This window comes from Micromonospora sp. NPDC005298 (assembly GCF_040607375.1).
In the GTDB taxonomy this organism is placed as follows: Bacteria; Actinomycetota; Actinomycetes; order Mycobacteriales; family Micromonosporaceae; genus Micromonospora.
Genome location: NZ_JBEXGP010000002.1, coordinates 640,781 through 666,614, shown reverse-complemented (window position 1 = coordinate 666,614; position 25,834 = coordinate 640,781). Strand labels below are relative to the sequence as shown.

Below are 25,834 nucleotides of genomic sequence, written 5' to 3'. Positions count from 1 at the left end.
GACCGTCATGATCATGCGTCTGATCGACGGATGACCCGGAGTGTCCTGCTCCGCAAGCATCAGCGGCGATCACGGTCAGACACGGAGGGGACCACATGAACCAGAAGCTTCAGGCGCGCGCGTTCGAGCGGGTGGCGTCGATCCTGCAACCCGGGGAACAGCCGGTCACCGCGACCCGGGCGATGGTCGGGAGTTTCTCGGCCGGTCGACTCGGGACGGTCGTCTCGCAAGGACTGATCACCGCGGGTGCGGGGGCGGCGGGCCACGCGCTGTCGCGGACCAAGAAGCAGTTCGTCGTCCTCACCGACCGGCGACTCATCTTCCTGCCGCAGACCTTCCTCGGCGGACCCGGCACCGGTCTTCTCGGCGAGGTACCCCGGGAACACGTCGCGCTCGCCGAGGCGAAGATGGGCATCGTGAGCCTGCTGCGTCTCGCCTTCGGCGACGCGGGAGACGGCGTCACGTTGACCTTCCCCCGGGTGGACAAGAAGAACGCCGAGGCCCTCGCGGCGGCCCTGGCACCGGTGCCGACCGCCTGACCTGCCCCGGCCCGCAGCAGGGACACACGCAGATCTTGGACAGTTTCCGTTCGGCGCGGACGGAAACTGTCCAAGATCTGCAGGAGTGGGGTATCCGTGGAACGCGCATACCCCGATATCGCTGAAGGCCGAGGGTGGGTGGAACGGCCGAGGGCCACCGGAGTGGCCCCCGACCGGGTTCAGCTCCCGTTGATGACGAACTGCGAGCCCGGCTGGATGACGACGTTGCCGTCGGCCGAGTTGGTGATGGTGACGTTCGTCAGGTTGGCGTTGCCGCGCGCGCCGCTCATCGCGAGGATGCCGGCGCCGTTGTTGGACTTGTCGATCCGCACGTTGGTGATGGCGACGTTCGGCATGTTGCCGCCGCCGTTCTTGAACTGGATGCCGTCGTACGTCGAATCGATGATGTCGGTGTCGCGGATCGTGACGCCGACGATGTCCCTGGTGGCGGGGAAGAGCGTGATGGCGCCGAACTCCTGGTCCTCGTTCCAGAAGGCGCCGCCGGTGCGGTAGAGCCCGTTGTTGGCGATCAGCGTCGTACCGGAGAACGGCAGCGGGTCGTGGTCGGTCGCCAGCATGATGCCCGGGTAGTTGGCGGTGTCGTAGATCAGGTTGTTCTCGATCGAGTTGTCGTAGCCGCCGTAGATGGCGATGCCGTTGGCCCGCCACGGCAGCTGGATGGTGTTGTTGACGAAGTGGTTGTCGTGGGCGATGTCGACGGTGCGGTCCTTGACGTACGGGTTGGCCCAGACCGCGAGGGCGTCGTCACCGGTGGTGCGGAACGACGAGTTGAACACCCGCGAGTTGCGCGTGCCGTTGCTGAAGTTGATGCCGTCGGCGTACGTGTCGCGGATCCGCATCCCGCTGAACTCCAGCCCGTCGGCCGGCCCCCACAGGTCGGGGATGTTGTCGTAGTCGCGGCCCACCCAGACGCCCACGTTGGCGTGCTCGATCCACACGTTGCTGACCTTCGTGCCGGTGCCGAAGCGACCGTTCAGACCGACCCCACCCTCGGCGTTGCCGTCACCGCCCCGGATCCGGCCGGAGCCGAAGATGGCGATGTCGGAAATCTGGGTGTTCTTGTCGATGTCGAAGCCGAAGTTGCCCTCGTGCGGGTGGTTGATGCCGCCCACCACGTTCTGCGGCTCGGTGAGCGTGTAGAGCTGCGAGTGCCACATGCCGGCGCCCCGGATGGTGACGTTGCTGATGCCGACCTGGTTGTGCGTACCCCGGTTCAGCGGGTCGTCGGTCAGGATCTTCTGCTCCTGCCGCCACTGCCCGGCGGGGATCCAGACGCAGCCGATGACGCCGTTCTGGTCGTCGGTCACCGCCCGCTGGATGGCCGCGGTGTCGTCGAGCCCGTCGTTCGGGACCGCGCCGTACTGGGTGATCGAGGTGCAGCCCGCCGGCTGGGTCGCCGGAGGCGCCACCTGCTCCAGGTCGATCATGTCGATGACGTAGAAGGAGGCGGTGTCACCGGCGTCGCGCTGCAACCTGAACCGGGTGCCTGCCGGGTACGACTGCGCCAGCAGCGCGTTCGACTCGTCGAAGAGCCGCCGGGCGTCCGCCTGCGGGGTGTTGGTCAGCGCCTCCGGCCCGTCCGTGTTGCCGTAGAGCCAGCTGTGCTTCGACGACAGGGTCAACTTGCGGGAGAAGACGTCGTTGACGTACAGGCTGATTGTCGCCTCGATGCCGCCGCCACCCGGCGCGTCCGGGATGGAGTTCCGGACCACTATGGCGTTGGCCTGGTTGGCCGAGGTGAACTCGACGAACTGGCCGGTGCTGGTGAGCCGTACCGACCTGCGGCCGGAGGACTCGCTGGCGAAGTTGGTGTGCCCGAAGGTCCGGAGTGGATCGGCCTCCAGCAGCGTGCCCTGGTAACGGCCGGCCTCCGCCTCGTACGAGACGTACGGAACCGCCGCGCCGCGCCCGACCACTATGGACTGACTCAACGCGTTGTTCGTCTCGTTGGTCTCGGCGACCACGTTCGTGGCGTCGGCGGTGGCGGTGGCGGTGGCGCCGCCGCTGGTGGCGGTCCAGCTGCCGCTGACCGCCACGGTGACCGTCGCGCCGGCGGCGATCGAGGCGGTGGTGGTGTTGAGCGTGGTGCTGCCCGCCACCAGCCGGGTGACCGTGGTCGCGCCGGTCGCGGTGATGCCCCGGTTACGGACCACCACGGTGAAGGTGACCGACGCCCCGACCGCCGGGTTCGGCGGGTTCGAGGCGATGCTGAGCACCTGGAGGTCCGGGCCGGGGGCCTGCGCCACCACCAGCGGCGACGCGGCCGTGAGGCTGTTGTTGCCGTTGTTCTGCTCGACGATCGTGTTGGCCGGGTCGACCACCGCCGAGACGGCGTAGCTGCCCATGGGTCGCGTACCCGCGTTGAACGACACGGTGGTCGACGCCCCCGCGGCGAGCGCGCCCACCGTGGCGCTGCCCACGACCGCGCCGGCCAGGCTGAAGTTGACGGTGGTCGCGGCGGCGGACGCCGAACCGATGTTCCGCACCACCGCCGAGAGCGTGACCGGGGAAACCTCGCTGGGCGAGGTGGGCGACCAGGTCACCGAGCTGACCACCAGGTCCGGGTTGGGCGCGGGCGTGCCGCACACCTCAAACTCGGCCACCTGCCCGGACGGCGCGCCGGTGTTACCGGTGAACCGCAGCTGCACGTCGGCGGTGGTCGCGCTCACCGGGATGGTCACCGAGTTGGTGCCCTGGACGAACTGGTACGTCGCCGCCGGCATCAGACTGGTGTACGCGGACGACGCCTGGTCGCGGCCGAGGACCTGGATGGTCTGGGTACGGGTGCCCCACGCCGGGTCCGGGTTGAGCTTCACGGTGACGCCGGAGATGGAGTGGTTCGCGCCCAGCGCCACCGTCAGGTTCTGCGGGTAGCTCGCCGCGCCCTCCCAGTAGGTGGTGAGCTGCCCGTCGTTCGCCTTGTCGGGGGTGAAGGTGAAGGTGGAGCCGCTCGCCGTCATGCTCCGGCCCTGCGCCACGTTGGTGCAGGCGGGCGGGTTGCCGCCGGTACGGGTGACGGTGTTGCTGTTGCCGGACAGGTTGCCCGCGCCGTCGCGGGCACGGACGTAGTAGGACACCGTCGCGGTGGCCGGCTGGCTGTCCTGGTACGTGAGGACGGTGCCCAGCGTGGCGATCAGGCTGCCGCCCCGGTAGACGTTGTAGCCGGCCAGCCCACTGCCACCGGAGTCGGTGGAGGCGCCCCAGTTCAGCGTGATGGTGCTGCCCGACGTGCTCTGCGACAGCGTCCCCGGCACGCTCGGCGCGGTGGTGTCCGGTGTGGTGCCGCCGCTGCCGTACACCTCCAGCTCGGAGAGCTGCCCGGCCGGCCAGCCGCTGTTGGCGGTGATGGTGATCCGGACGTGGCGGGTGGCGGTCGCGCTGAGGTTGATCGTGACGGTGTTGCCGCTCGCCGGGTTGAAGGTGTACGTCTGCGACCCGACCAGGTCGGTGAAGGACGAACCGTCGGCGCTGCCCCGCACGCTCAACGTCTGCGTCCGGGTCGCCCAGCCCGAGGTGGGCAGCTTCAGGACGACCTGGTTGACGGACTGCGACGAGCCGAGATCGACCTGCACCCACTGCGGGAACGAGTTGTTGACGCTCTCCCAGTAGCTGCCCGCGTTGCCGTCGACGACCCTCGACGAGTCGTAGACGTCGGCGTGGCCGCTCTCCTGGGTGGGACGGCCCTGGGCGAGGTTGGTGGCCGCCGGGGCGAACCCGGTGCCCGGTGCGGCCACCGGGTCGGCGGGGCGGGCGGCGGCCGGATGCGCGAGGGCCGTCGCGATCAGCGTGGTCGCGACTGTCGCCGCCACCATCCTGAACAGATTCGCTCGTCTCATGACTGTCCTGTCGTCGGGGGACGGTTGCCGCGGGCGGGGCGACCCCGGTGGGGGTGGGCGGCGGGCACACAGGATCCAACTAGCCGGGTTTTCCGGGAGGATGTACGAAAAGAAGCATGGCTTTGTCGAAATCTTGCATGACTTTGGCCAAAGGTTACTGACGTGCTACGGGAGCGTCAACACTTCGACAGGCGTGACTATTGGGACCGCTCGAAGGTCTCCAGCTCCTCGCCGCCGTACCAGTCGCCGCGGCGGCCCACGTACGCCATGTCGAGCCGCCGGCACACCGCCATCGACGCCTCGTTGCCCGGCGACACGACCGCGTAGATCCGCCGCGTACCGGCGGCGAACTCCCGTGCCATGACCGCACGGGCCGCCTCGGTGGCGTAGCCGTGCCCCCACGAGTCCGGGTGCAGGTGCCAGCCCACCTCGATGTCCGCCGTCCGAGTCGCCCCGTCCCGCCCCGGCAGGGGCTTGAGCAGCACCGTGCCCGCCACCACGCCGCTGTCGCGCACCTCGATCGCCCAGGTGCCGTACCGGCCGTGGTCGGTCGCGTGCCGCTCCCGCCAGATCCGCAGCCGGTCGACGGCCTGCGCGGGGTCGGTCATCGGCAGGCCGGGAACCGCGCCCAACCAGCGGGTGATCTCGGAGCGGGAGTAGATGTCGTAGATCCGCGCCAGATCGGCCGGATCGTCGGTCCAGTCGCGCAGAATCAGGCGTCCGGTGGTGAGAACAGTCATGACCGGCGAGCTTAGGGAGTGACGGACACGGCGACGGGGAAAGAGATCACGATGGGCAGCGGATGGCAGAGGGCGAAGCGGATCACCAGTGCCGCGTTCCGTCCGGTGCGGGGACGGGACCTGTCGCTGCACGCCGCCGCGATCACCTTCTACGGGGCCATCGCTGTCGTACCGGTGGCGCTGCTGGCCATCTGGCTCACCTCCCTGGTCGCCGGAGCCGACCGGGTACGCCGACTCACCTCGTACGCCGTGGAGGCGCTGCCCACCGCGATCGGCGCGCCCCGGGCGGTGGAAGCGCTGGTCACCGCCGGGGTGGAGTTGACCCCGCTGCTGGCGCTGGCCTCGCTGCTGCCCGCGTCGCTGTACGGCGAGGGCCTGCGCCGGGCGTTCGTGTCGGTGGCGAGACCCGACACCGACGAGCACCTGGTGGGGTGGCGGGGCCGACTCCTGCTGCTGCCGCTGCTCGCGCCGGCTCCCGCCCTGCTGCTGTCGATCCTGCTGGCCCTGCCGCTCACCACCCACCTGGTCAAACAGGGCGGCTGGGTCGGCGCGCTGGGCGTGGTGCTGTCGTTCCTGGCGGTGTGGCTGGTGCTCACGCCGGTGCTGATGTGGGTGTTCCGGGTGGTCGGACCGGCATCACCGGACTGGCTCTCCACCCTCGCGGTCGGGTCGTTCACCGCCGCGAACCTCTCCGGCTTCCTGCACGGCTTCGTGCTCTTCGCCTCGCTCCCGCTGGACCTCGGTGTGCCGTTCGGCGGCTTCGACCAGATCGGCGGCGGCGTCGCCGTGCTCCTGTGGCTCTACCTGTTCCACGTGATCGTCCTCGCCGGCTACTCCGCCACCCTGGCCCTCTCCCACTGGCGCGCCCACCGCACCCCCTCGTCCACCCCGTAGCCGGTCACCGGCGGAAGGGCCCCTGGATCTCGTACGTGACGCCGTTGGCGCCGGTGCGGTCGCCGGAGGTGCCGCGCTGTGACGAGAAGTAGAGGCGGGAGCCGTCCGGGGAGAACGCCGGACCGGTGATCTCCGACGACGACTGGCCCAGGAGGCGTACGACCGGGGCCACCACACCGGCCGGCGTGATCACGTTGATCTCCATGTTGCCGCCGTCCTCGGCGACGTAGAGGTCACCGGCCGCGGTGCCGGTGATGTTGTCCACCCCGGTCAGCGGCGCGGCGCCGGACGGCACCAGCGAATCGTCGTACGCCAGGTCCAGACGCTGGTTGACCGCGTCGTACGCCCACACCCGGTTGTCGCCCTTCGTGGTGAACCAGCAGGTGCCCCGGTCGTACCAGCAACCCTCGCCGCCGTCGAAGTGCTTCGCCGCGCCCACCTGGAAACGGGTGGGGATCGGGAAGCCGTCCCGGTCCGGGACGTCCCGCCAGGTGACCGGCCCGGCGACCTGGTCCGCAGGGGCGCACAGCACCTGCACCCGGCCGGTGCGCAGGTCACCCCAGGCGTCCGGGACGAAGCGGTAGAAGCAGCCGTCCCCCTCGTCCTCGGTCAGGTAGACCACCCTCCGGTCCGGGTCGCAGGCCGCCGCCTCGTGGGTGAACCGACCCATCCGGGTCCGTTCCTCGGCCGACCGGCTGCCGTCCGGCCAGGTCTCGAAGACCCGCCCGAGCGGCACCTCCTCGCAGGACAGCCAGGTCCCCCACGGGGTCGCGCCACCGGCGCAGTTGATGTTCGTGCCACCGAGGATCCGGTACGCGGAGACGACCGACCCGTCCGCGGCGAAGCGCACCGCCGACGCGCCGCCGATGATCGGGACCTCGGAGTTCGACACGTAGATCCAGCCGTCGGCGGCCGGGAAGCAGGCGCCGCCGTCGGGCGCCCAGTGCCAGAGGTACGAGGTGCCGGCGACCCGCTGGCCGGAACGGGCGATCACCCTGCCGGTGAATCCAGCCGGCAACTGGATGCCGTTGGCGTCGGCGGCCAACAGATCCCCGTACGGGCCGGGGCCGGGCTGCGCGGGGGCGGCCAGCGCGGCGCCCGCCCACAGGCTGCCGGAGAAGGCGGCCGCGCCGGCGACGGCGGAGCGCAGGACGGTGCGACGGTCCATCGGAAGACCTCCCGGAGTGGTCGATGTCCGACCAACGGTAGGCCCGGACGGCATCGACCGCAGCCACTGTCCGGTGAACGAGGGGTGACGGGTCCGCCGGCGAGGGGCTGACCTGGCCCGTCGGGGCGGACTAGGCTGCCGCGGCATGAGCAGTGAGATTCCGGACCGCGCCGACGTGGTGATCGTCGGTGCCGGGCACAACGGCCTGGTCTCCGCCGTCCTGCTGGCCCGCGCCGGCCTGGACGTCCTGGTGCTGGAGGCCGCCGACGTGATCGGCGGCGCGACCCGCACCGAGAACCCGTTCCCGAAGGTGCCGGGGCTACGCCACTCCACCGGCTCGTACCTGCTCGGGCTGATGCCGCCGGAACTGCTCGCCACCCTCGACGTACACATCCCGGTGCTGCGCCGCGACCCGCACTACTTCCTGCCCACCCCGGGTGGCGTCGGCTCGCCGTACCTGCTCTTCGGCAGCGACACCGCCGCCACCCGGGCGCAGTTCACCGAGTTCTTCTCCCCCGCCGACGTGGCAGCCGACGACGCCATGCAGGCCGAACTGGCAGCGCTGCGCGAGGACCTCGCCCCGGCCTGGCTGGCGGAGCCACTGACCGTCCAGGAGACCGCCGAGCGGTACGTCCGACCCGCCCTGCGGCAGGTCTTCGTCGACCTCGTCCAGGGGTCGGTCGCCGACTACCTGGCCCGGTTCGAGTTCCGCTCCGAACTGCTGGTCAGCATGTACGCGGTCACCGACGGCCTGTCCGGGCTCAACGCCGGACCGGACGACCCCGGCACCGGCCACAACTTCCTCGTGCACAACATGTGCCGGCTGCCCGGCTCGGGTGGCACCTGGATGATCGCCGAGGGCGGGATGGGCACGGTCTCGCGCACGTTCGCCGACGCCGCGCGCGCCGCCGGGGCGACAATCCTGACCGGTACGCCGGTGAGCGCCGTGACCCTCGACGGCGGCGCGGCCAGCGGAGTGGTGCTGGCCGACGGCCGGCAGGTCGCCGCCCGGGTGGTGCTCGGCGCGTGTGACCCGTACCGGCTGATGGACCTGTTGCCCGACGGCGCGCTGCCGGCGGCACTCGGCCAGCGGATGGCTGCGGTCCGCCGCCCCGGCACCACCCTCAAGCTCAACCTGGCACTCACCGGGCTGCCCCGGTTCTCCTGCCTGCCGGCCGGCGCACCCAGCCCGTTCGGCTCGACGATCCACCTGCTGCCCGGCTCCGCGTCGCTGGTCGGCGGGGACGACACCTCGCCGATGACCGCGCTGCGCGGCATGTGGGCGGACGTGCGGGCCGGGCGGCTGCCGGCGGAGCCGACCATCGAGTGGTACCTGCACACCACTGTCGACCCGTCGCTCTCCGACGCCGCCGGGCACCACTCGTCGGCGCTGTTCGTGCAGTCCGTCCCCTACGACCTGGCCGGCACCACCTGGGACGCGGAACTGCCCGGCTACGTCGACCGGCTGATCGGGATCGTCGAACGGTACGCCCCCGGCACCGCCGACCTGATCGCCGACGCGGTGCCGCTGCCCCCACCGGGCATCGAGGCGCACTTCGGCATCACCGGCGGGCACATCCACCACGTCGACAACACCGTCTCGTTCACCGACCGAATGCCCCACGCCACGGGCATCGACGGCGTCTACGCGGGCAGCGCCGGCTGCCACCCGGCGGGCAGCGTGATCGGCGCAGCCGGCCACAACGCAGCCCGCCGAATCCTGGCCGACCTCCGTTAGGCCCCCTTCACCCGTTGATCATGAAGTTAGCGTCCGTCGCCTTGGCGTGTCACGACGACAAGTTCATGATCGACTGGGTTCAGCGGGTGGGGTGGGGCCGCGGGTCAGATTGCGGCCTCGCCGGCGGGGGCCGGGGTTTCCGCGTCCACGCGGTGGGCGCGGACCTTGTGGCCGACGCTCGTCAGGCAGCGGCCGCTCGGCAGGTCGAAGCGCCAGCCGTGCAGCTGGCAGGTGAGCTGGTCACCCTCGACGATGCCGAAGCGGGTCAGGTCGGCCTTCAGGTGCGGGCAGCGGCGCTGCACCACCCAGTCGCCCAGGGTGATGTCCTCGGCGTCGGTGCTGCGCTCGTGCTCGTCGTACCAGCCCTCCGCGTACTGGAGCCGCTCCTCGGACAGGCACTTGAAGAACGCGTAGACGAACTCGTTGTACTGGCCGATCCGGGCCGCCGAGAACCGGCACGACAGGAAGAGCGAGTTGACCCAGTCCACCTCGTCGATGAAGAGCAGGTGCTCGATCAGCGCCCGATCGGTCCGGAACCGGTAGCGGACCTTCTCGTCGGCGTACGGCCGGACCTCCTTGCCCGGGAAGTCCACCACGATGGATTCAACAGTCTCGCCGCCTGAGCTGTCAGTGCCGACCAGGTCGAAGCGGACCGGCCCGCCGACGCCCTTGGCCAGGTAGATCGACTCGTCGAGGAGCGGCTCGATGCGGCGCTTCATCTCACCGAGCACGTCCACCTCGGGGTGCCGCCAGGACGCCTTCTCCGCCTCGATGATCGGACGCTTGCGCTCCCGCATCTCCTCCAGGTGGGCGACCTTGTTCGCGAAGAACTCCTCGATCGGCACCGGGTGGGTGGTGCTCGCGCCCTCGGTGGTGACCTCGGCGACGCTGCCCGGCAGCAGCACGATCCCGTTGGTGCCGCCGACCTTCGCGTACTCCGACAGGAACACCGACTGGTCGGGGAAGATGTTGCCCTCGTCGCCGTGGATGTCGTTGAACTGCCACAGGGCGTCGTCGAGGAAGCACGGCGGGCCGGCGATCGGGAAGACGTGGTCGGCCTTCAGGTCGTCGATGTAACGCCAGGTCCGGTCGAACTGCCGGTCACGCTTCTGCTTGCCGAACGCGGTCTTCGCCGCCTGCGGCAGCTCGTAGACCATCGGGTACCAGATCGCGCCGGAGAACTGGAGCAGGTGCGCGTGCACGTGGCCCAGCTCGGCGAAGACACTCAGGTCGGTGGGGCGGGCGTCGTTCTGGTTGAGCAGCCGCACCCCGTCGTACTCCACCCAGAGCGACGAGTCGCCGATCGGGCCGTCCGTCGGGCTGGTCAACGCCTGGATCATGACCTTCAGGCCGCCGTCCAGCTCCACGACCTGCTCGTTGGGCGCCTTGAGGAACTTCGTGAAGCCCAGCGCCCGGAACTCGTCCTCCATCTCCGAGGTGGGGAACTCGGGCAGCAGGACCGTCGCGTCCTTCGAGACGAAGTCCCGCAGGTGCTTCGCGTCGAAATGGTCCCGGTGCAGGTGGGAGACGTACAGGTAGTCGACCTGACCCAGGGTCTCCCAGTCGAGCAGGGAATTGTCCGGGAAGGGAAACCACGAGGCGAAGTACGCCGGGTTGACCCACGGGTCGCACAGGATGCTGCCCGCGGCCGTGTCGATCCGCATACTGGCGTGCCCGGTTCCGGTCACTCGCACCGCACAGTCCCCCTCAAACAGACAATCAGGTGTACGCCAAACGCTACCGGAGGGAGTCTGACCGCCGCCCCGCGACGCCGGTAGTGTCGTTCCGCCCGCCCTGAAGGGGTCGGAAGGCCCGCCCCGGCCGCCGGTCAGTTCGCGGCCGGAGACGTCCAGCTGCGACGGGACGGGTCGGCCCCACGCCACGCGTCCATCAGGCGGGGGATCTCGTCGGCGGGGGCCGCCACGTTCACCTGCTGCGCACCAGCGACCTGGTGGTCCGCGTCCTGCGACACGTTCCCCTCGCTACAGCAGGAGCAGATGAACTGCACTCCGCTGGCCGGCTCCGCCGCGTACCCGTGCTTGTCGAACAGCGCCGCCAGGGCACGGACGTCCTCCGGCGTCCCGGCCGTGACGTGGACGGTGGCCGTCGGCAGCGTGGACGCCCGGAACAGCAGCAGCTCGTCGAAGACGGAGTACGTCCGCCCGTCCACCACACGCTCCCCGTTCGGCGCGCCGTCGTGCACCACGACCTCACCGAACCGACGGCCCGACTCCGGGGTCGGCACGTTCAACACCCGGGCCCGGGTGGGGCAGAGCCGCTGCGCCCAGACCACCTCGTTGTTGCCGGCCGGACCGAGTCGGATCGGAGTGACCCCGAAGTCCGCCACGATCTCGCCGTCGCCGTCCGGCACGCTCAGCCCGAAGCCGCGCCAGGCGTACCGGGCGGTCGCCCAGTCCTCCATGATCGTCGCTGCGATGCCGAGATTCCAGAAGGCCGGATCCTGCGCGTCACGGTCCGCTCGGGCTGCCGCCTCGCGGCCCAGCTCATACGCCTTCGCCCAGTTGCGCAGGAACTTGTACGCCAGCGCCGCGTCGTACCACCAGACCCCTGCCCTCGGATGGTCGGGGTGCCGCCGCACCAACCGCTCCAGCAGTTCGCCCGCCTGCGGCCAGTCCTCGGACTCCCACGCCTCGTAGGCCGCCTTCAGCAGCTCCCGATCCTCCTCGCGGGCCACGTCGTCCCCTCCATCTGGTCGGACCCTGCGCCGGGCCCGGCACGAGGCGTGCCAGACTAACCAAAGATCCGATCGCGAGGGAAGGACCGACAGTGGCAGGAAGCGAGCCGGTAACGTCGCCAGACCAGCACAAGCCCGGGCACCGGAAGGCCGGGCGCATCGGCGCGGTGCTGTCCGCGCTGGCGCTGCTGGCGATGATCTGCGGCAACCACGAGGGCAGGGTCGAGGACATCTGGCTGGTCGGCCTGGCCGTGCTGCTGCTGATCATCGTGATCGGCGACGCCGTACTGCGTCGCAACGGTCTGCGTTCCTGACCTCCGCCGGGCAACCCCCGGCCGACGTACGACCGAGGGCCCGCCCCCACCCGGGGACGGGCCCTCGTCACGTACGCGTCGGGCTCAGCGCCCGAACAGGATGTCCTGCACGTCCTTGAGCGCGGCGTCGACCTCGGCCTCGAAGTAGCCGCCGGGAACCAGGCCGAACCGCAGCGTGTCCAGGTCCTTCGGGTCGACCGGCATCGGGTTGCGGCGCTGCATGCCGCCGAGCAGGGTCTCGAAGAACCGGTCCACCTGGTCCGGGTCGTACCCGCTGCCGAACCGGCGTACCTGGAAACTGCGCCGGATCTGGTCGACCCGGTACAGGTCGCTGCCGGGAGGGCCGGCCATCGGCGGACCACCCGCCGGCGGACCGGCCACGGCGGGCGGACCGGCCATCGGCGGACCACCGATGCCCGGCTGCGGCATGGGCGGCGGACCGGCCGGACCACGGCGCATGTCGCGCAGGTCCCGTTCCGGCATCCGGATCTCGGCGGTCATGTCGGCGCGACCGTGCCGGCCGGCCTCGAAACCGTCGAAGCGCGGCTCCTCCGGCGGGTAGCCGCCGGACGAACGCGGGTCGTCGGGCGGCCCGTAGCCGCCGGGCATGCGCTGGTCGTCCGGAGGGCCGTAGCCACCGGGCATCCGCTGGTCGTCAGGGGGGCCGTAGCCGGTGGGGCCGGCAGGCAGGCCGCGAGGCGGTACGCCGTGCCCACCCATCGGGCCGCCGGGACCCATCGGGCCCGGTCCGGCCGGGCCACGCGGCGCGTCGTAACCGCCACGGGGGGCGTCGTACCCACCGGCGAAGGCACCCGTCGGCTCGTCATAGCGGCCGTACCGGTCGGGCGGGCCGGACTGGGCCGGCATCGGCCGCGGCGGCATCGGCTGCGGCACCATGCCCCGGTCGTCGCGCATCGGCGGACCCATCCGGTCCGGTGGGCCCATCCGGGGGTCAGCGCCGCCGCGCCCCGCGCCGGTGCGCTCCTCCAACTCGGCCAGCTGCCGCTCGACGCGGTCCAGGTGCAGGTCGACCTGCCACTCGTCGTAGCCGTTGAACCGGACCCGGAAGACGACGTCGTGGACCTCCTGGGAGGCCACCGGCGCACCGACCTGCCGGCCGTCGAGCGTCGCCTCGACCCGGTCGAGGAAGGCATCCACCTCGTCGACCTTGTATCCCCGGCGGAGCGCCTTGCGCCGGAAACGCTGACCCTGACTCGCCACTATGTCTCCTGGTCTCGTTCGCCACGCCCGGTCACGCCGGTGCCTCTCCGGCGCGGTCGGTGTTGGTGTCGGTGTCCTCGGCGGCGGCGAGTTGGCCACACGCGCCGTCGATCTCACGACCCCGGGTGTCCCGTACGGTGGTGGACACCCCGGCGTCGCGCAACCGCCGGACGAACTCCCGCTCCACCGGCTTCGGGCTCGCGTCCCAGCGGCTGCCCGGCGTCGGATTGAGCGGGATGAGGTTCACGTGCGCCAACTTGCCGGCCAGCAGCCGCCCGAGCAGATCGGCTCGCCACGGCTGGTCGTTCACGTCCTTGATCATCGCGTACTCGATCGACACGCGACGGCCCGTCCGGGCGGCGTAGTCCCACGCTGCGTCCAGCACCTCGGCTACCTTCCAGCGCTGGTTCACCGGCACGAGTTCGTCGCGCAGATCATCATCGGGCGCGTGCAACGACAACGCAAGGGTCACAGAGAGGTCTTCGCTGGCCAGTCGGCGGATGGCCGGAACCAGCCCCACCGTGGAAACGGTGATGTGCCGCTGGGACAGGCCGAGGCCCTCCGGAGCGGGGCTGACCAGGCGACGGATCGCCGCGATCACCCGGTTGTAGTTGGCCAGCGGCTCACCCATGCCCATGAAGACGACGTGCGACAGTCGCGGCGGCGAGCCGGCGACCGCTCCGGACGCCGCCACCCCGGCCAGGTAGACCGCCTGGTCGACGATCTCGGCGGTCGACAGGTTACGGGTCAGCCCGGCCTGGCCGGTCGCGCAGAACGGGCAGGCCATGCCGCAGCCCGCCTGGCTGGAGATGCAGACGGTCACCCGGTCCGGGTAACCCATCAGCACGCTCTCCACGAGCGCGCCGTCGTGCAGCTTCCACAGCGCCTTGCGGGTGGCGCCGTCGTCGCAGGCCAGCTCGCGTACCGGGGTGAGCAGCGTGGGCAGCAGTTGGTCGGCCAGCCGCTCCCGGGTCGCCGCGGGCAGGTCGGTCATCGCCTGCGGATCGCGGACCAACCGCCCGAAGTAGTGGTTGGAGACCTGCTTGGCGCGGAACGCCGGCTCACCCAACCCGGTGACCAACGCCTGGCGGCCGGCCAGGTCCAGGTCAGCGAGGTGCTGAGGGGGCATGGACGCCCGGCGCGCGGCGGAGGCGTTCGAGATGGCGGGGATCAGGGGCAGGCTCGTCATGGCTGGTCCAGTGTGTCACGCCTGGGGCGGCACACACCCGTCCGGAGGTGCCGAACCGCTCCCGACCGCCGGATCGGGGAGACCGGGAAGCGGTGTTCCATGCCTCACCCCACCACCGGCACGAAGATCGCCAGCAGCAGGTAGGCGGTCGGCACCGCGAACAGGATCGAGTCCAGGCGGTCCATCAGGCCACCGTGGCCCGGCAGCAGGTTACTCATGTCCTTGACCCCGAGATCCCGCTTGATCATCGACTCGGCGAGGTCACCGAGGACCGCGGCGCACGAGACGGCCACCCCGAACAGCGCACCCCACCAGGGGGCCACGTCCAACATCAGCCACAGCAGCACGGCGCTGCCCAGCGCCGCCGCGCCGACCGAACCGGCGAAGCCCTCCCAGGACTTCTTCGGGCTGATCGACGGGGCCATCGGGTGGCGGCCGAACGACACGCCGGCCGCGTACCCGCCGGTGTCGGAGAGGACCACCGCGATCAGCGTGGCCAGGACGCGCAGCCGCCCGTCGTCGGGGGCCGCCGCCAGCAGCGCCGCGAAACCCCCCAGGAACGGCACGTACACCGCGATCAGGGTGGCCGCGGTCAGATCCCGCTGGAAACCGGCCGGGCCGTCACCCAATCGCCAGATCATGGTGCCCAGCACGGTGACCAGCAGCCCCAGACTGAGCGCGTCCGGGCCGGCGAACCAGGCCAGACCCACGGTCAGCACACCACCGGCGATCAACGGCACCAGCGGCGGGTGCGCGCCACTGCGGCGGACCGCGCGGGCCATCTCCCACATGCCGATGGCAATCGCACCGGCGAGCACCGGCAGGAACGCCAACGGGTAGAAGACCAGCGGCACCACGATCAGCGCGCCGAGGCCCAACCCCACACCGATCGCGGCTGGCAGGTTGCGGCCCGCCCGTCCGGTGCCCAACTGCTGGGTGGCCGGCCGGTCGACGCTGGCCCGGCGTCGACCCTTCGGCCGCCGACCGGCCGGAGGCTCGGGGTCGGGCTCGGTCACCGGATCCAGGTCCGGACCGAGTTCCGCGCCGATGGGGGCGATCTGGGCGGTCGGATACTCGGCGTCGTCGTCGAAGCCGCCCGGCCCAGCGAAGGACTCGGGGCCGTCGTAGCGGCCAGGCTCGTCGTACCGCTGCGGGCCCTCGTGCCGGGGCGGGGCGCCGTCGCGGCCGGCGGGCGGACCATCACCGTACCGGCCGGGCCGGCCCCGATCGTCGTACCGGTCGGGTTGGTTGCGGTCGTCGAAGCGGTCCCGGTCGTCCGGGCGGACCGACCGGCCGCGCTCGTCGTACGGGTCCGCCGGCTCGGCGTACGGGCGGGTGCGCGGCTCCGCGTACAGCTCAGGGCCGGACGGACGGCGACTCCACTGGCCCGCCTCGATCTCGGGCTCGGGCCAGGGCAGGGCCACCGGACGCTCCGGCCGGTCCCAGCCGCGCGGCTCTCCCACGTAGGGGTCGGGGTGGGACATCACGCACCGCGACGTGGCGCGAGAACGACCACATGACGCAAGACCACAACCATCCCCTACAACGCGATGTTCCTCCGATTGACCGCCTCGACGGTCGGTCGATTCCCGGTGTTCACCGCCCGGTGGCCGGGAATCGTGCCGAGCCTACTGCACCCGCCGTCCGGGCGAGGTGGACGAGGGCGGCCCACGGCGCGCAGCCGCGGCGTCGGTCGGACGCGGACGAGGCCCGCCCCGGCAGTCGGGGCAGGCCTCGTCGCAGCGTACGAATGCCGGGGTCACACCTCGAGAAGCTCGGTCTCCTTGTGCTTGACGAGGTCGTCGATGTTGGCGACGTAGCGCTGGGTCAGGTCGTCCAGTTCCTTCTCGGCACGGCGACCGTCGTCCTCGCCGGCCTCACCGTCCTTGACGATCCGGTCCAGCTCCTCCTTGCCACGGCGGCGGACGTTGCGGATCGCCACCTTGGCCTCCTCGCCCTTGTGCCGAGCCACCTTGATCATGTCGCGGCGGCGTTCCTCGGTCATCTGCGGGAGCAGGATGCGCAGCTGGTTGCCCTCGTTGTTCGGGTTCACCCCGAGGTCCGAGTCGCGGATCGCCTTCTCCATCGCGTTGATCTGCGAGTTGTCGTACGGCTTGATGATCGCCATCCGCGGCTCGGGAACCGCGATGGACGCCATCTGGGTCAGCGGCGTGGGCGTGCCGTAGTAGTCGATGATGACCTTGGAGAACATGGCGGCGTTGGCGCGACCGGTACGGATGGCGCCGAACTCCTCCTTGGCGTGCTCAACCGCACGCTCCATCTTCTCCTCGGCCTCGAGGAGGGTGTCGTCGATCACCGGTCTCCTCGCCTCCTTCTGTGCTCGTGGTGGGCTCTGCTGAAAGTCGTCAGGCGGTGATCAGGGTGCCGATCTTGTCGCCACCCACCGCGCGGATGATGGTGTCGTCACCCTGCGCGCCGAAGACCAGCATCGGCAGGCCGTTCTCCATACACAGGCTGAACGCCGCCGCGTCGGCCACCCGAAGGTTGCGGCGCAGCACCTCGGAGAAGGTGATCGAGTCGAGCTTGCTGGCGGTGGGGTCGATCCGCGGGTCGGCGGTGTAGACGCCGTCCACGCCGTTCTTGCTCATCAGCACCACGTCGGCCCGGATCTCCAGCGCCCGCTGGGCGGCCACGGTGTCGGTGGAGAAGTACGGCATGCCGGCGCCGGCGCCGAAGATGACCACGCGGCCCTTCTCCAGGTGCCGGATCGCCCGCAACGGGATGTACGGTTCGGCGACCTGGGCCATCGTGATGGCGCTCTGCACCCGGGTCTCGATGCCTTCCTTCTCCAGGAAGTCCTGCAGGGCGAGGCAGTTCATCACGGTGCCGAGCATGCCCATGTAGTCGGCGCGGGCCCGGTCCATCCCACGCTTCTGCAACTCCGCGCCGCGGAAGAAGTTGCCACCACCGACGACCACGGAAACCTGCACGCCGCGACGGACCACGGTGGCGATCTGCCGGGCGATGGCCTGGACGACATCCGGGTCGACGCCGATCGCGCCGCCACCGAACACCTCACCGGAGAGCTTCAGCACCACCCGGCGGGCCCGCCCCGGCGGCGGCGCCGTCGGATCGTCCACCGCCAGCGTCCGGTCACTCACAACCTGCGTCATCCGCCCCGCCCTTCCCCACGCGCACGCCCCGTGCGGCGCGTACCGCGAACCTGCCTGCCGACCCTATGTGACGAGGAGGCCGCGGTGCTGTCACGTACACCGGCGGCCTCCTCGTCGACGTCTCCTGCCCACGGGCGCGCGCGGCGCCCGGAGGCGGCTCAGGCCTGGCCGACCTCGAACCGCACGAAGCGGGTGACCTCGATGCCGGCCTCGGCCAGCATCTGCTTCACCGACTTCTTGTTGTCAGCGACGGACGCCTGCTCGACGAGGACGTAGTCCTTGAAGAAGGCGTTCACCCGACCCTCGACGATCTTCGGCAGGGCCGCCTCGGGCTTGTTCTCCTCGCGGGCGGTCTGCTCGGCGATGCGCCGCTCGGACTCGACGACCTCGGCCGGAACCTCGTCCCGGGTGAGGTACTTCGGCCGCATCGCGGCGATCTGCATGGCCACACCACGGGCGTCGGCGTCGCCCGCCTCGTCGGACTTACCGGTGTACGACACCAGCACACCGACGGCCGGCGGCAGGTCCTGCGCCTTGCGGTGCAGGTAGACCGCGGTGGTGCCCTCGACCTTGGCGAACCGGTTGAGGACCAGCTTCTCGCCGATCTTGGCGGACTGCTCCTGGATCAGGTCGGCGACGACCTTGCCGTCGAGCTCGCTGGCGAGCAGCTCCTCGGCGGTGTTCACGCCGGAACGCTCACCGTGCTCGACGAGCTGCTGGGCCAGCGCGATGAACGACTCGGTCTTGGCGACGAAGTCGGTCTCGCAGTTCAGCTCGAGCAGCGCCTTGCCGGAGTGGGCGACCAGGCCGTTGGCGGCCGTACGACCGGCCCGCTTGCCGACGTCCTTGGCGCCCTTGACGCGCAGGATCTCGACGGCCTTGTCGAAGTCGCCCTCGGCCTCGGTCAGCGCCTTCTTGCTGTCCATCATGCCGGCGCCGGTGAGGTCGCGGAGCTTCTTGACGTCCGCGGCGGTGATTTGGGACATGGCTCTCTCTTCGGTGTTGAGACGGCGTGTGGATGGTCAGAGGTGCCGGTTACCCGGATCCGGGCGGATCGTGCCCGGCGTACCGCCGCTGCCCGCCGTCCGCGAAAACGGACGGCGAGGCAGCGACGGTGCGGTCACTCCGCGGTGGCGGCCGCCGGCTGCTCGGTGGAAGCCTGCTCCGGGGTGGCGGCGGGCTGCTCGGTAGCGGCGGCGGGCTGCTCGGCGGCGGCAGCGGCCGGCTGCTCGGCCGGGGCGGCCGACTCGTCGGCCTTCTTCGGCTCCAGCAGCTCGCGCTCCCACTCGGTCAGCGGCTCGTCGGTCGCGACACCCTCGGGCTTCTCGTCGTTGCCCCGGCGACGGCCGGAACGCGCGATCAGACCATCCGCGACGGCGGCGGCGACGACCTTGGTCAGCAGCTCCGCCGAGCGGATCGCGTCGTCGTTACCCGGGATCGGGAAGTCGACCTCGTCCGGGTCACAGTTGGTGTCCAGCACCGCGATCACCGGGATGCCCAGCTTGCGGGCCTCGTCGACGGCGATGTGCTCCTTCTTGGTGTCGACGATCCAGACCGCGGCCGGAAGCTTCTGCATGTCCCGCAGACCACCGAGGGTGCGGGTCAGCTTGATCTTCTCGCGGGAGAGCTGCAGGGTCTCCTTCTTGGTGTAACCGGCGGCGGTGCCGCTCAGGTCACCCAGGCCCTCCAGCTCCTTCATCCGCTGGAGCCGCTTGTACACGGTCTGGAAGTTGGTCAGCATGCCACCGAGCCAGCGGTGGTTGACGTACGGCTGGCCGACCCGGGTCGCCTGCTCGGCGATGGCCTCCTGGGCCTGCTTCTTGGTGCCGACGAACAGGATGCTGCCGCCCTCGGCGACGGTCCCACGCACGAACTCGTACGCCTTCTCGATGTACTCGAGGGTCTGGCGCAGGTCGATGATGTAGATGCCGTTGCGCTCGGTCATGATGAAGCGCTTCATCTTCGGGTTCCAGCGCCGGGTCTGGTGCCCGAAGTGGACACCGCTCTCCAGCAGCTGACGCATGGTCACGACGGCCATGGTTGGGTTACTCCTCAAGATCCCTGGTTGTCACGCCCGGCCGGTGGCCGGGCGTCCTGGTGCCTGGTCGCCGGCCCATGGTGGGCCCGATGAGAATCGGGACCAGGGAGGCCGTCGCTCCACGACGATTTCGTGAAGAGGGCACGCGAGGTCGACCGCGCAAGGCGGTCGCCAGTTGGCCAGTGTACGCCCCTCCCCCGCCCGACACCCCCCGGGTGCTGCTCCGCCGCCCCAGCCCCTCGGCCTGCCCCCTCGCCCCCAGCCCGCCCGGCTGGTCGCGGTCATTCGCCCGGCCAGCGGGTTGGTCGCGGTTCCTCGCCCGGCCGAGCGGCTTGATCGCGGTCACTCACCCGGTTCAGCGGCTTGATCGCGGTTCCTCGCCCGGCCCAGCGGCTTGATCGCGCTGGTTCCAGGAAAGAGTGGCCTCCGGGGCGCGGGAGGCCACTCTTTCCTGGTTGTTGTGTGGATCATCAGGCTCGAACAGACACGACGGGCCGGGTCAGCGGGTGCGGCGGGTCAGCCCGCGGCGAGCGCGGCGGCCACGAAGAGCACCAGGCCGACCGTCAGGTAGGCCGTCGGCGGGCGCAGCCACCCACGGCCGGTGTCGGAGAGCGCGAGACCCCCGGTCCGCAGCCCGTACAGCCCGGTCGCGAAGATCGGCAGCCCGGCGACCAGGGCGATGCCCGCCACCACGTTCCCGGCGGAGACCGGATCGCCGGTCACCCCGGCCAGCAGCACCCGCAGCGCCGGAACCTCAAAGATCAACACCAGCAGGGCGAAGAGTACGGCCAGCACCGGCCGCCGGGTCCGGTACACGCCGTCGGTAACCGGGGGGTACGCCGGCGACTCGCCAACCGGCAGCTCGACGCGGGGACCGATACCGGGCATCGGGCCGGTCGGCATGTCCAGCGGGTGCGGCGTCTCGGCGCCACCCCGGGTCGGTTCGACGATCGGGTACCCGCCGAGCGGGGCGGGCCGGGTCTGCTCGGCGAGCACACCGGTAGCCGGAGGGGCGTCCGCGACGGCCTCCGGTACGGCGGTGGTCAGCGGGTTCGCGGCGGCCTCCCGGGCGGCGCGACGACCGGGCAGCTCACCGGAGATCTCCGACGGATCCCGATCGGCCCTGCGTGAGCGGGTCGCCCGGTAACCGTCAGCCTCCGGCCGCGCGTCACCTAGCGGGTCGACCGCGCCGAACCGTCCCGAGTCGGGCTCGGGCACACCGAAGCGGGCCGACTGGCCGTCGAGCGCCCCGAAACGCCCGGAGTCCGGCTCGGGTGCCCCGAAGCGACCGGCGTCCACCGCGCTCAGACGCCCCGAGTCCGGCTCCGGCGTGCCGAAGCGACCGGCGTCCACCGCGCCGAGGCGGCCCGGGTCGGGCTCCCGACGGCGTCCGGAGCCGGTGTCCTCGTCGTAGCGACTCCCGTCCGCGCCGCGCTGCTCGGGGACCTCGCCGTCCCGGTACCGCGGTTCACCCGCGGCACGCCACTCCGCCTCGCCGTAGCCGCGACCCCGCTCGTCGGGATACCAGCGCGACTCCTGATCTTCGGGAAAGCTCCGTCGTCCGTCCACGTCCGGCACCGTATGCGACCAGCCGCGGCCGCGCCATTTGGGCCCCGGCCAGCCGCCGCCGGCGACCCGGCCCCCGTCGTGACCATGGGCGGTGGCGGGTCCGTCGTAGCACGGGATGGGCTTGATCGTCCGGTTGTCCACAGGTCGCCTGTTGTCCACAGGTAAGGGTTACGCGGGGTCGCGGCACGCCCGCCTCGACGGGCAGCGTGCCGGGCATGACGAAGCGGAACCAGGCGGTCGGGGCGTACGGCGAGCGGTGCGCCACCCGGCACCTCACCGAGGCGGGGCTGCGCCCGATCGCCCGAAACTGGCGCTGCCCGTCCGGGGAGATCGACATCATCGCCTGGGATGGGCCGGTGCTCGCCTTCTGCGAGGTGAAGACCCGCCGGGGCGACGGCTTCGGCACGCCGGCCGAGGCGGTCGTACCGGCCAAGGCCCGTCGGCTGCGCGGGCTCGCCGCGCGGTGGCTCGCCGAGACCGGGACGACCGCCGACGAGGTGCGGTTCGACGTGCTCTCGGTACGGCTGCCCGACAGCGGTCCGGCTCAGGTCGACCACCTCAAGGGCGCGTTCTGAGATGCGCACAGGCAAGGTCGGTGACGCGCCGTGAGCTACGCCAAGGTGTTGTGCGTGGGGCTGGTCGGTGTCACCGGCCACCTGGTCGAGGTAGAGGCCGACCTGGCCGCCGGGCTGCCGGCCGTGGTGATCTCCGGATTACCGGACACCGCCCTGCACGAGGCGCGCGACCGGGTCCGCGCCGCCGTGGTCAACTCCGGTCAACGCTGGCCGAACCGCCGGATCACACTGAACCTGCTGCCGGCCACCCTGCCGAAGTTCGGCTCGGCCTTCGACCTCGCCATCGCCGCCGCACTCCTGGGTGGCTCGGGTGAGCTGCCGCTGCTCCCGCTGGAGGGGGTGGTGATCCTGGGCGAGCTGGGCCTGGACGGGACGGTCCGGCCGGTGCGGGGCGTACTCCCGATGGTCGCCGCCGCGGCCCGCGCCGGCGTCGGGCGGGTGATCGTGCCCGCCGGCAACGCCGCCGAGGCGGCGGTCATCCCCGGGGTACGGGTCCGCGCGGTCGACACCCTGCACCGACTGGTCGCCTTCGTCCGTGACGGCACCCCGCTGATCGAGCCGCCGGAGGCTACCCCGACACCCGAGGTGGGTGGACCGGACCTCGCCGAGGTCGCCGGGCAGCAGTTGGGCCGGCGCGCGTTGGAGGTGGCTGCCGCCGGCGGGCACCACCTTGCGCTGCTCGGGCCTCCGGGAGCGGGCAAGACGATGCTGGCCGAGCGGCTGCCGTCGATCCTGCCCGAGCTGGACGACGACGCGGCGCTGGAGGTGACCGCGCTGCACTCGGTGGCCGGGCTGCTGCCACCGGGCGGCCAGCTGCTGCGCCGCCCGCCGTTCCAGGCGCCGCACCACACGGCCACGGTCCCGTCGTTGGTCGGCGGTGGCTCGGGGCTGGCCCGTCCCGGCGCGGTGTCGCTGGCCCACCGCGGGGTGCTCTTCCTCGACGAGGCCCCCGAGTTCAGCAAGGGCGCGCTGGAGGCGCTGCGTCAGCCACTGGAGAACGGCCGGATCCAGCTGAGCCGCAGTGGGGGCGGCACCGAGTACCCGGCCCGTACCCAACTGGTGCTGGCGGCCAATCCGTGCCCGTGCGCGAAGCCGTCCGGCGACGCGCACTGCGAGTGCACGCCGCTGGCACGCCGCCGCTACCTGGGCCGGCTCTCCGGCCCGCTGCTCGACCGGATCGACGTGCAGGTACGGCTGATGCCGGTCCGCGCCGCGGAGCTGATGGCGTCCGGCGGCGACGCCGAGTCGTCGGCCACGGTCGCCGCCCGGGTGGCGGGGGCCCGACGGGCGGCGGCCACCCGTTGGAGCGGACTGGGCCGAAGGCTCAACGCCGAGGTGGACGGCCCGCACCTGCGTCGACCGCCGTGGCGGCTGCCCGCCCGGGTCACCGCCGAGCTGCGTGGCCGGCTCGACTCCGGCTCGCTGTCGGCGCGCGGCTTCGACCGGGTGATCCGGATGGCCTGGACGATCGCGGATCTGGACGGGCGGGACCGGCCGGATCTGGACGACGTCCGGGAGGCGACCCAACTACGAACGGGGGAGGCGACGTGAGCGCCGACTACGAGAGCAGGCTGGCCCGGGTGGCGCTGACCTGGCTGGCTGAACCGGGCACCAGGGTGGTGTACCAACTGGTCGAGCGGTTGGGGCCGGTGGCGACGCTGGATCTGCTGCTCGACGGTGGCAGCCCCGACGGCTGGTTGCATTCCACGGTGGCGGCCCGGTCGTCCGCTGGCGACGCCCGCGCGGTGGCCGCCGAGGCGCTGGAGAGGGCGGACCGGCTCGGCGCACGACTGGTCACGCCCGACGACGAGGAGTGGCCGACCCGGGTCCGTGATCTCGCCAAGCTACGGCTTCCGGACGTGACCCGACGGGTGGACGGCGAGACTGCGCCACCGCTCTGTTTCTGGGTACGCGGGGGCTGGCCGCTGGGCGAGGCACTGGAGCGTTCGGTGGCCGTGGTCGGCGCGCGGGCGTCCACCGGCTACGGCCAGCACGTCGCCACCGACCTGGGGTACGGGTTGGCCGAGCGGGACTGGACGGTGGTGTCCGGCGGGGCCTTCGGCATCGACGCGGCCGCCCACCGGGGTGCCCTGAACGCCGGCGGGTTGACCGTCGCCGTGCTGGCGTGCGGCGTCGACCGGCCGTACCCGGTGGGCAACACCGCACTCTTCGACCGGATCGCCGACACCGGGTTGCTGGTCAGCGAGTGGCCACCGGGTGCCGACCCGCTGCGGCCCCGGTTCCTGATCCGGAACCGGGTGATCGCCGGGGGCACGCTGGGCACCGTCGTGGTGGAGGCGTCGGCACGCAGCGGCGCGACGCAGACCGCGCGGCGGGCCATCCACACCGGCCGGGTCGCGATGGTGGTGCCCGGGCCGGTGACCTCGGCCATGTCCGTCGGCGCGCACGAACTTCTCCGCGACCAACCCAGGGCGCGGCTGGTGACCTGTGTGGCACACGTCCTGGAGGAGGTGGGCCGCATCGGCGCGGACCTGGCCCCGGTGGTGCGGGGGCCGCAACGGCCGACCGACGAGCTGGACGACGACTCCCGGTCGCTTCTCGAGGCGCTCCCCCGCCGGGGCGTGATGGGCGTGGACAGGCTCGCCGGACGCGCCGGCGTCGACGTACGCACCGCGTTGCGCAAGCTGTCCCTGCTGGAACAGCTGTCCATTGTGGTCCGACGCGATGACGGCTACGCCCTCGTCCCGCCCGCCAAAACCAAGACAGAGGCCAAGACTGAGGCCGAGGCCGAGCAGCACGCCTGAGCAGGGGCGACGAACGGGCAGGCGGACCGGTACGGTGCACGGTCATGGGTGCGATCAAGCCGTGGCACATCGCCACGCTGTGCTGTCTCGTCACGTCCGCCATCGTCATCGGCGGTCTGATCGTGTTCCTCGTCAAGCGGTCGAACCGCCGTTAGGCCGAGGTGACATCGGCGTGCCGGCGGCGAGGGGCGCTCGGCCGTACGCTGGTGCCGTGCCAGCAGTCAGTGGGGGTGCGCGTGCCGTGCGGCGGGCATCCATGCCGCCCCCGTCTGCGCGTCGGCGATGAGCCGGTCTGGCCGGAGCACCAGGGCCACCCACCAGGAGCTGCCGCCGGCGCTGCGCGACGCGGTCGACGACTTCGCCGCACACCTGTCCCGGGTCCGTAACCGGTCGGCGCACACCGTCCGCGCGTACGTCACCGATGTCGTGGCGCTGCTCGACCACGCCGTCCGGATGGGCTGCGTCGAGTTGGGCGAGCTGGATCTGTCGGTGCTGCGCAGCTGGCTGGCCCGGCAGCGGACCACCGGCGCCGCCCGTACGTCGCTGGCCCGACGGGCCGCGTCGGCCCGGGCGTTCAGCGCCTGGGCGCACCGAGCCGGCCTGCTCCCCACGGACGTGGGGGCCGCACTGGCCAGCCCGCGTGCCCACCGGGAGCTGCCCGGCGTCCTGCGCGCCGACCAGGCCGCCGCCCTCGTCGAGGCACCGGCCCGACGACAGACGGCCACGACACCGGCGGCCAGCGACGGCACGACCAGGACCACGACCACCGCAACCGCAACCGCAACCGCAACGACGACGGCGGCACAGGCGGCCAAGACACCGGCGGCCGCGAAACCGGCGGCCACGACACCGGCGGCCAGCGACGCGGCCGGTGGGGCAGCCGCGGACGCGGTGCAGCTTCGTGATCGGGCGCTGCTGGAGCTGCTCTACGCCACCGGGGTACGGGTCAGCGAGGCGTGTGGGCTGGACGTCGGGGACGTCGACCACGGGCGGCGGGTGATCCGGGTGTTCGGCAAGGGCGGGCGGGAACGCTCGGTGCCGTACGGGGTCCCGGCGCAGCGGGCGCTGGACGATTGGCTGCTCCGTGGCCGGCCGGTGCTGGTCGGCGCCCACTCGGGCAGTGCGCTGCTGCTCGGTGCCCGGGGTGGTCGGCTCAACCCGACGACCGCGCGTGCGGTCGTCGCCGGGTACGCGGAGGCCGCGGGTCTCCCCCGGACCAGCCCGCACGGGTTGCGCCACTCCGCGGCCACCCATCTGCTGGAGGGCGGCGCGGATCTGCGCGCCGTGCAGGAGCTGCTCGGTCACTCGTCGCTGGCCAGCACACAGATATACACGCACGTCTCGGTGGAACGGCTGCGTGCCGCCTACCGGCAGGCGCACCCCCGGGCCTGATCAACG

At 71.6% G+C, this 25,834-nt stretch carries 20 protein-coding genes and 1 pseudogene; 8 read left to right on the top strand and 13 right to left on the bottom strand.

The genetic code is table 11. The features are described from left to right. The first annotated feature begins 95 nt into the window (after window positions 1–95). Window positions 96–539, top strand: a complete 444-nt coding sequence (locus ABZS77_RS07780) for a hypothetical protein (protein ID WP_354818864.1) — start codon at window positions 96–98, stop codon at window positions 537–539. Window positions 540–718: 179 nt separating this feature from the next. Here the strand turns inward: ABZS77_RS07780 and ABZS77_RS07775 are convergent, their stop codons facing one another. Beyond that, window positions 719–4,396 (bottom strand): CARDB domain-containing protein, encoded by a 3,678-nt coding sequence (locus tag ABZS77_RS07775; protein ID WP_354818861.1) that lies wholly within the window; start codon window positions 4,394–4,396, stop codon window positions 719–721. A 197-nt stretch (window positions 4,397–4,593) separates the two neighbouring features. After that, the gene (locus ABZS77_RS07770; protein WP_354818858.1) at window positions 4,594–5,136 is read right to left on the bottom strand and encodes a GNAT family N-acetyltransferase; all 543 of its coding nucleotides are present in this window, start codon (window positions 5,134–5,136) and stop codon (window positions 4,594–4,596) included. Window positions 5,137–5,187: 51 nt separating this feature from the next. Between ABZS77_RS07770 and ABZS77_RS07765 the strand changes: the two genes are divergently transcribed. Continuing rightward, the gene (locus ABZS77_RS07765; RefSeq protein ID WP_354818855.1) at window positions 5,188–6,030 is read left to right on the top strand and encodes a YhjD/YihY/BrkB family envelope integrity protein; all 843 of its coding nucleotides are present in this window, start codon (window positions 5,188–5,190) and stop codon (window positions 6,028–6,030) included. 4 nt (window positions 6,031–6,034) lie between these two features. Here ABZS77_RS07765 and ABZS77_RS07760 read toward each other — a convergent pair whose 3' ends face one another. After that, window positions 6,035–7,198, bottom strand: coding sequence for an alkaline phosphatase PhoX (locus tag ABZS77_RS07760; RefSeq protein ID WP_354818852.1), 1,164 nt, complete (start codon window positions 7,196–7,198; stop codon window positions 6,035–6,037). 145 nt (window positions 7,199–7,343) lie between these two features. Between ABZS77_RS07760 and ABZS77_RS07755 the strand changes: the two genes are divergently transcribed. Further along, window positions 7,344–8,936 (top strand): NAD(P)/FAD-dependent oxidoreductase, encoded by a 1,593-nt coding sequence (locus ABZS77_RS07755; protein ID WP_354818849.1) that lies wholly within the window; start codon window positions 7,344–7,346, stop codon window positions 8,934–8,936. A gap of 104 nt (window positions 8,937–9,040) precedes the next feature. Here ABZS77_RS07755 and ABZS77_RS07750 read toward each other — a convergent pair whose 3' ends face one another. Together ABZS77_RS07750 and ABZS77_RS07745 are read right to left on the bottom strand one after the other, a co-directional pair. Further along, window positions 9,041–10,630 carry a Rieske 2Fe-2S domain-containing protein gene (locus ABZS77_RS07750; protein ID WP_354818847.1) on the bottom strand — a complete coding sequence of 530 codons (1,590 nt, stop codon included), beginning with the start codon at window positions 10,628–10,630 and terminating at the stop codon, window positions 9,041–9,043. A 134-nt stretch (window positions 10,631–10,764) separates the two neighbouring features. Continuing rightward, a complete protein-coding gene (locus ABZS77_RS07745; protein WP_354818844.1) occupies window positions 10,765–11,631 on the bottom strand; it encodes a tetratricopeptide repeat protein in 867 nt (288 codons plus the stop codon). 92 nt (window positions 11,632–11,723) lie between these two features. On the opposite strand from ABZS77_RS07745, the gene ABZS77_RS07740 reads away from it, so the two are divergent. Next, the gene (locus ABZS77_RS07740) at window positions 11,724–11,945 is read left to right on the top strand and encodes a DUF2631 domain-containing protein (protein ID WP_354818841.1); all 222 of its coding nucleotides are present in this window, start codon (window positions 11,724–11,726) and stop codon (window positions 11,943–11,945) included. A gap of 84 nt (window positions 11,946–12,029) precedes the next feature. Here the strand turns inward: ABZS77_RS07740 and ABZS77_RS07735 are convergent, their stop codons facing one another. The 8 genes and pseudogenes from ABZS77_RS07735 to ABZS77_RS07700 form a co-directional block, all read right to left on the bottom strand. Next, on the bottom strand, window positions 12,030–13,166 hold the full coding sequence (locus ABZS77_RS07735; RefSeq protein ID WP_354818838.1) for a DivIVA domain-containing protein: 1,137 nt from the start codon (window positions 13,164–13,166) through the stop codon (window positions 12,030–12,032). Window positions 13,167–13,197: 31 nt separating this feature from the next. Continuing rightward, window positions 13,198–14,355 (bottom strand): 23S rRNA (adenine(2503)-C(2))-methyltransferase RlmN, encoded by a 1,158-nt coding sequence (rlmN, locus tag ABZS77_RS07730; protein ID WP_354818835.1) that lies wholly within the window; start codon window positions 14,353–14,355, stop codon window positions 13,198–13,200. Between the two features lie 104 nt (window positions 14,356–14,459). Next, a complete protein-coding gene (locus ABZS77_RS07725; RefSeq protein WP_354818832.1) occupies window positions 14,460–15,839 on the bottom strand; it encodes a phosphatidate cytidylyltransferase in 1,380 nt (459 codons plus the stop codon). Window positions 15,840–16,114: 275 nt separating this feature from the next. After that, window positions 16,115–16,672, bottom strand: coding sequence for a ribosome recycling factor (frr, locus tag ABZS77_RS07720; RefSeq protein WP_204943784.1), 558 nt, complete (start codon window positions 16,670–16,672; stop codon window positions 16,115–16,117). 49 nt (window positions 16,673–16,721) lie between these two features. Further along, window positions 16,722–17,489: a UMP kinase gene (gene pyrH / locus ABZS77_RS07715; protein WP_151490294.1), complete on the bottom strand. Its 768-nt coding sequence runs from the start codon at window positions 17,487–17,489 to the stop codon at window positions 16,722–16,724. A gap of 158 nt (window positions 17,490–17,647) precedes the next feature. Next, window positions 17,648–18,475 (bottom strand): translation elongation factor Ts, encoded by an 828-nt coding sequence (gene tsf, locus ABZS77_RS07710; protein WP_203179044.1) that lies wholly within the window; start codon window positions 18,473–18,475, stop codon window positions 17,648–17,650. A gap of 134 nt (window positions 18,476–18,609) precedes the next feature. Continuing rightward, window positions 18,610–19,527, bottom strand: a complete 918-nt coding sequence (gene rpsB, locus ABZS77_RS07705; RefSeq protein WP_354818829.1) for a 30S ribosomal protein S2 — start codon at window positions 19,525–19,527, stop codon at window positions 18,610–18,612. 516 nt (window positions 19,528–20,043) lie between these two features. After that, window positions 20,044–21,133: pseudogene (locus ABZS77_RS07700) on the bottom strand (hypothetical protein). Window positions 21,134–21,311: 178 nt separating this feature from the next. On the opposite strand from ABZS77_RS07700, the gene ABZS77_RS07695 reads away from it, so the two are divergent. The 4 genes from ABZS77_RS07695 (at window position 21,312) to ABZS77_RS07680 (ending at window position 25,828) form a co-directional block, all read left to right on the top strand. Next, window positions 21,312–21,671, top strand: coding sequence for a YraN family protein (locus tag ABZS77_RS07695; protein WP_354818826.1), 360 nt, complete (start codon window positions 21,312–21,314; stop codon window positions 21,669–21,671). 30 nt (window positions 21,672–21,701) lie between these two features. Further along, window positions 21,702–23,222 (top strand): YifB family Mg chelatase-like AAA ATPase, encoded by a 1,521-nt coding sequence (locus tag ABZS77_RS07690; RefSeq protein WP_354818823.1) that lies wholly within the window; start codon window positions 21,702–21,704, stop codon window positions 23,220–23,222. Then, window positions 23,219–24,436, top strand: a complete 1,218-nt coding sequence (gene dprA / locus ABZS77_RS07685) for a DNA-processing protein DprA (RefSeq protein ID WP_354818820.1) — start codon at window positions 23,219–23,221, stop codon at window positions 24,434–24,436. Before ABZS77_RS07690 ends, dprA begins: the two co-directional genes overlap by 4 nt. Before the next feature lie 282 nt (window positions 24,437–24,718). Continuing rightward, window positions 24,719–25,828 carry a tyrosine recombinase XerC gene (locus ABZS77_RS07680; protein ID WP_354818817.1) on the top strand — a complete coding sequence of 370 codons (1,110 nt, stop codon included), beginning with the start codon at window positions 24,719–24,721 and terminating at the stop codon, window positions 25,826–25,828. Window positions 25,829–25,834: the final 6 nt, after the last annotated feature.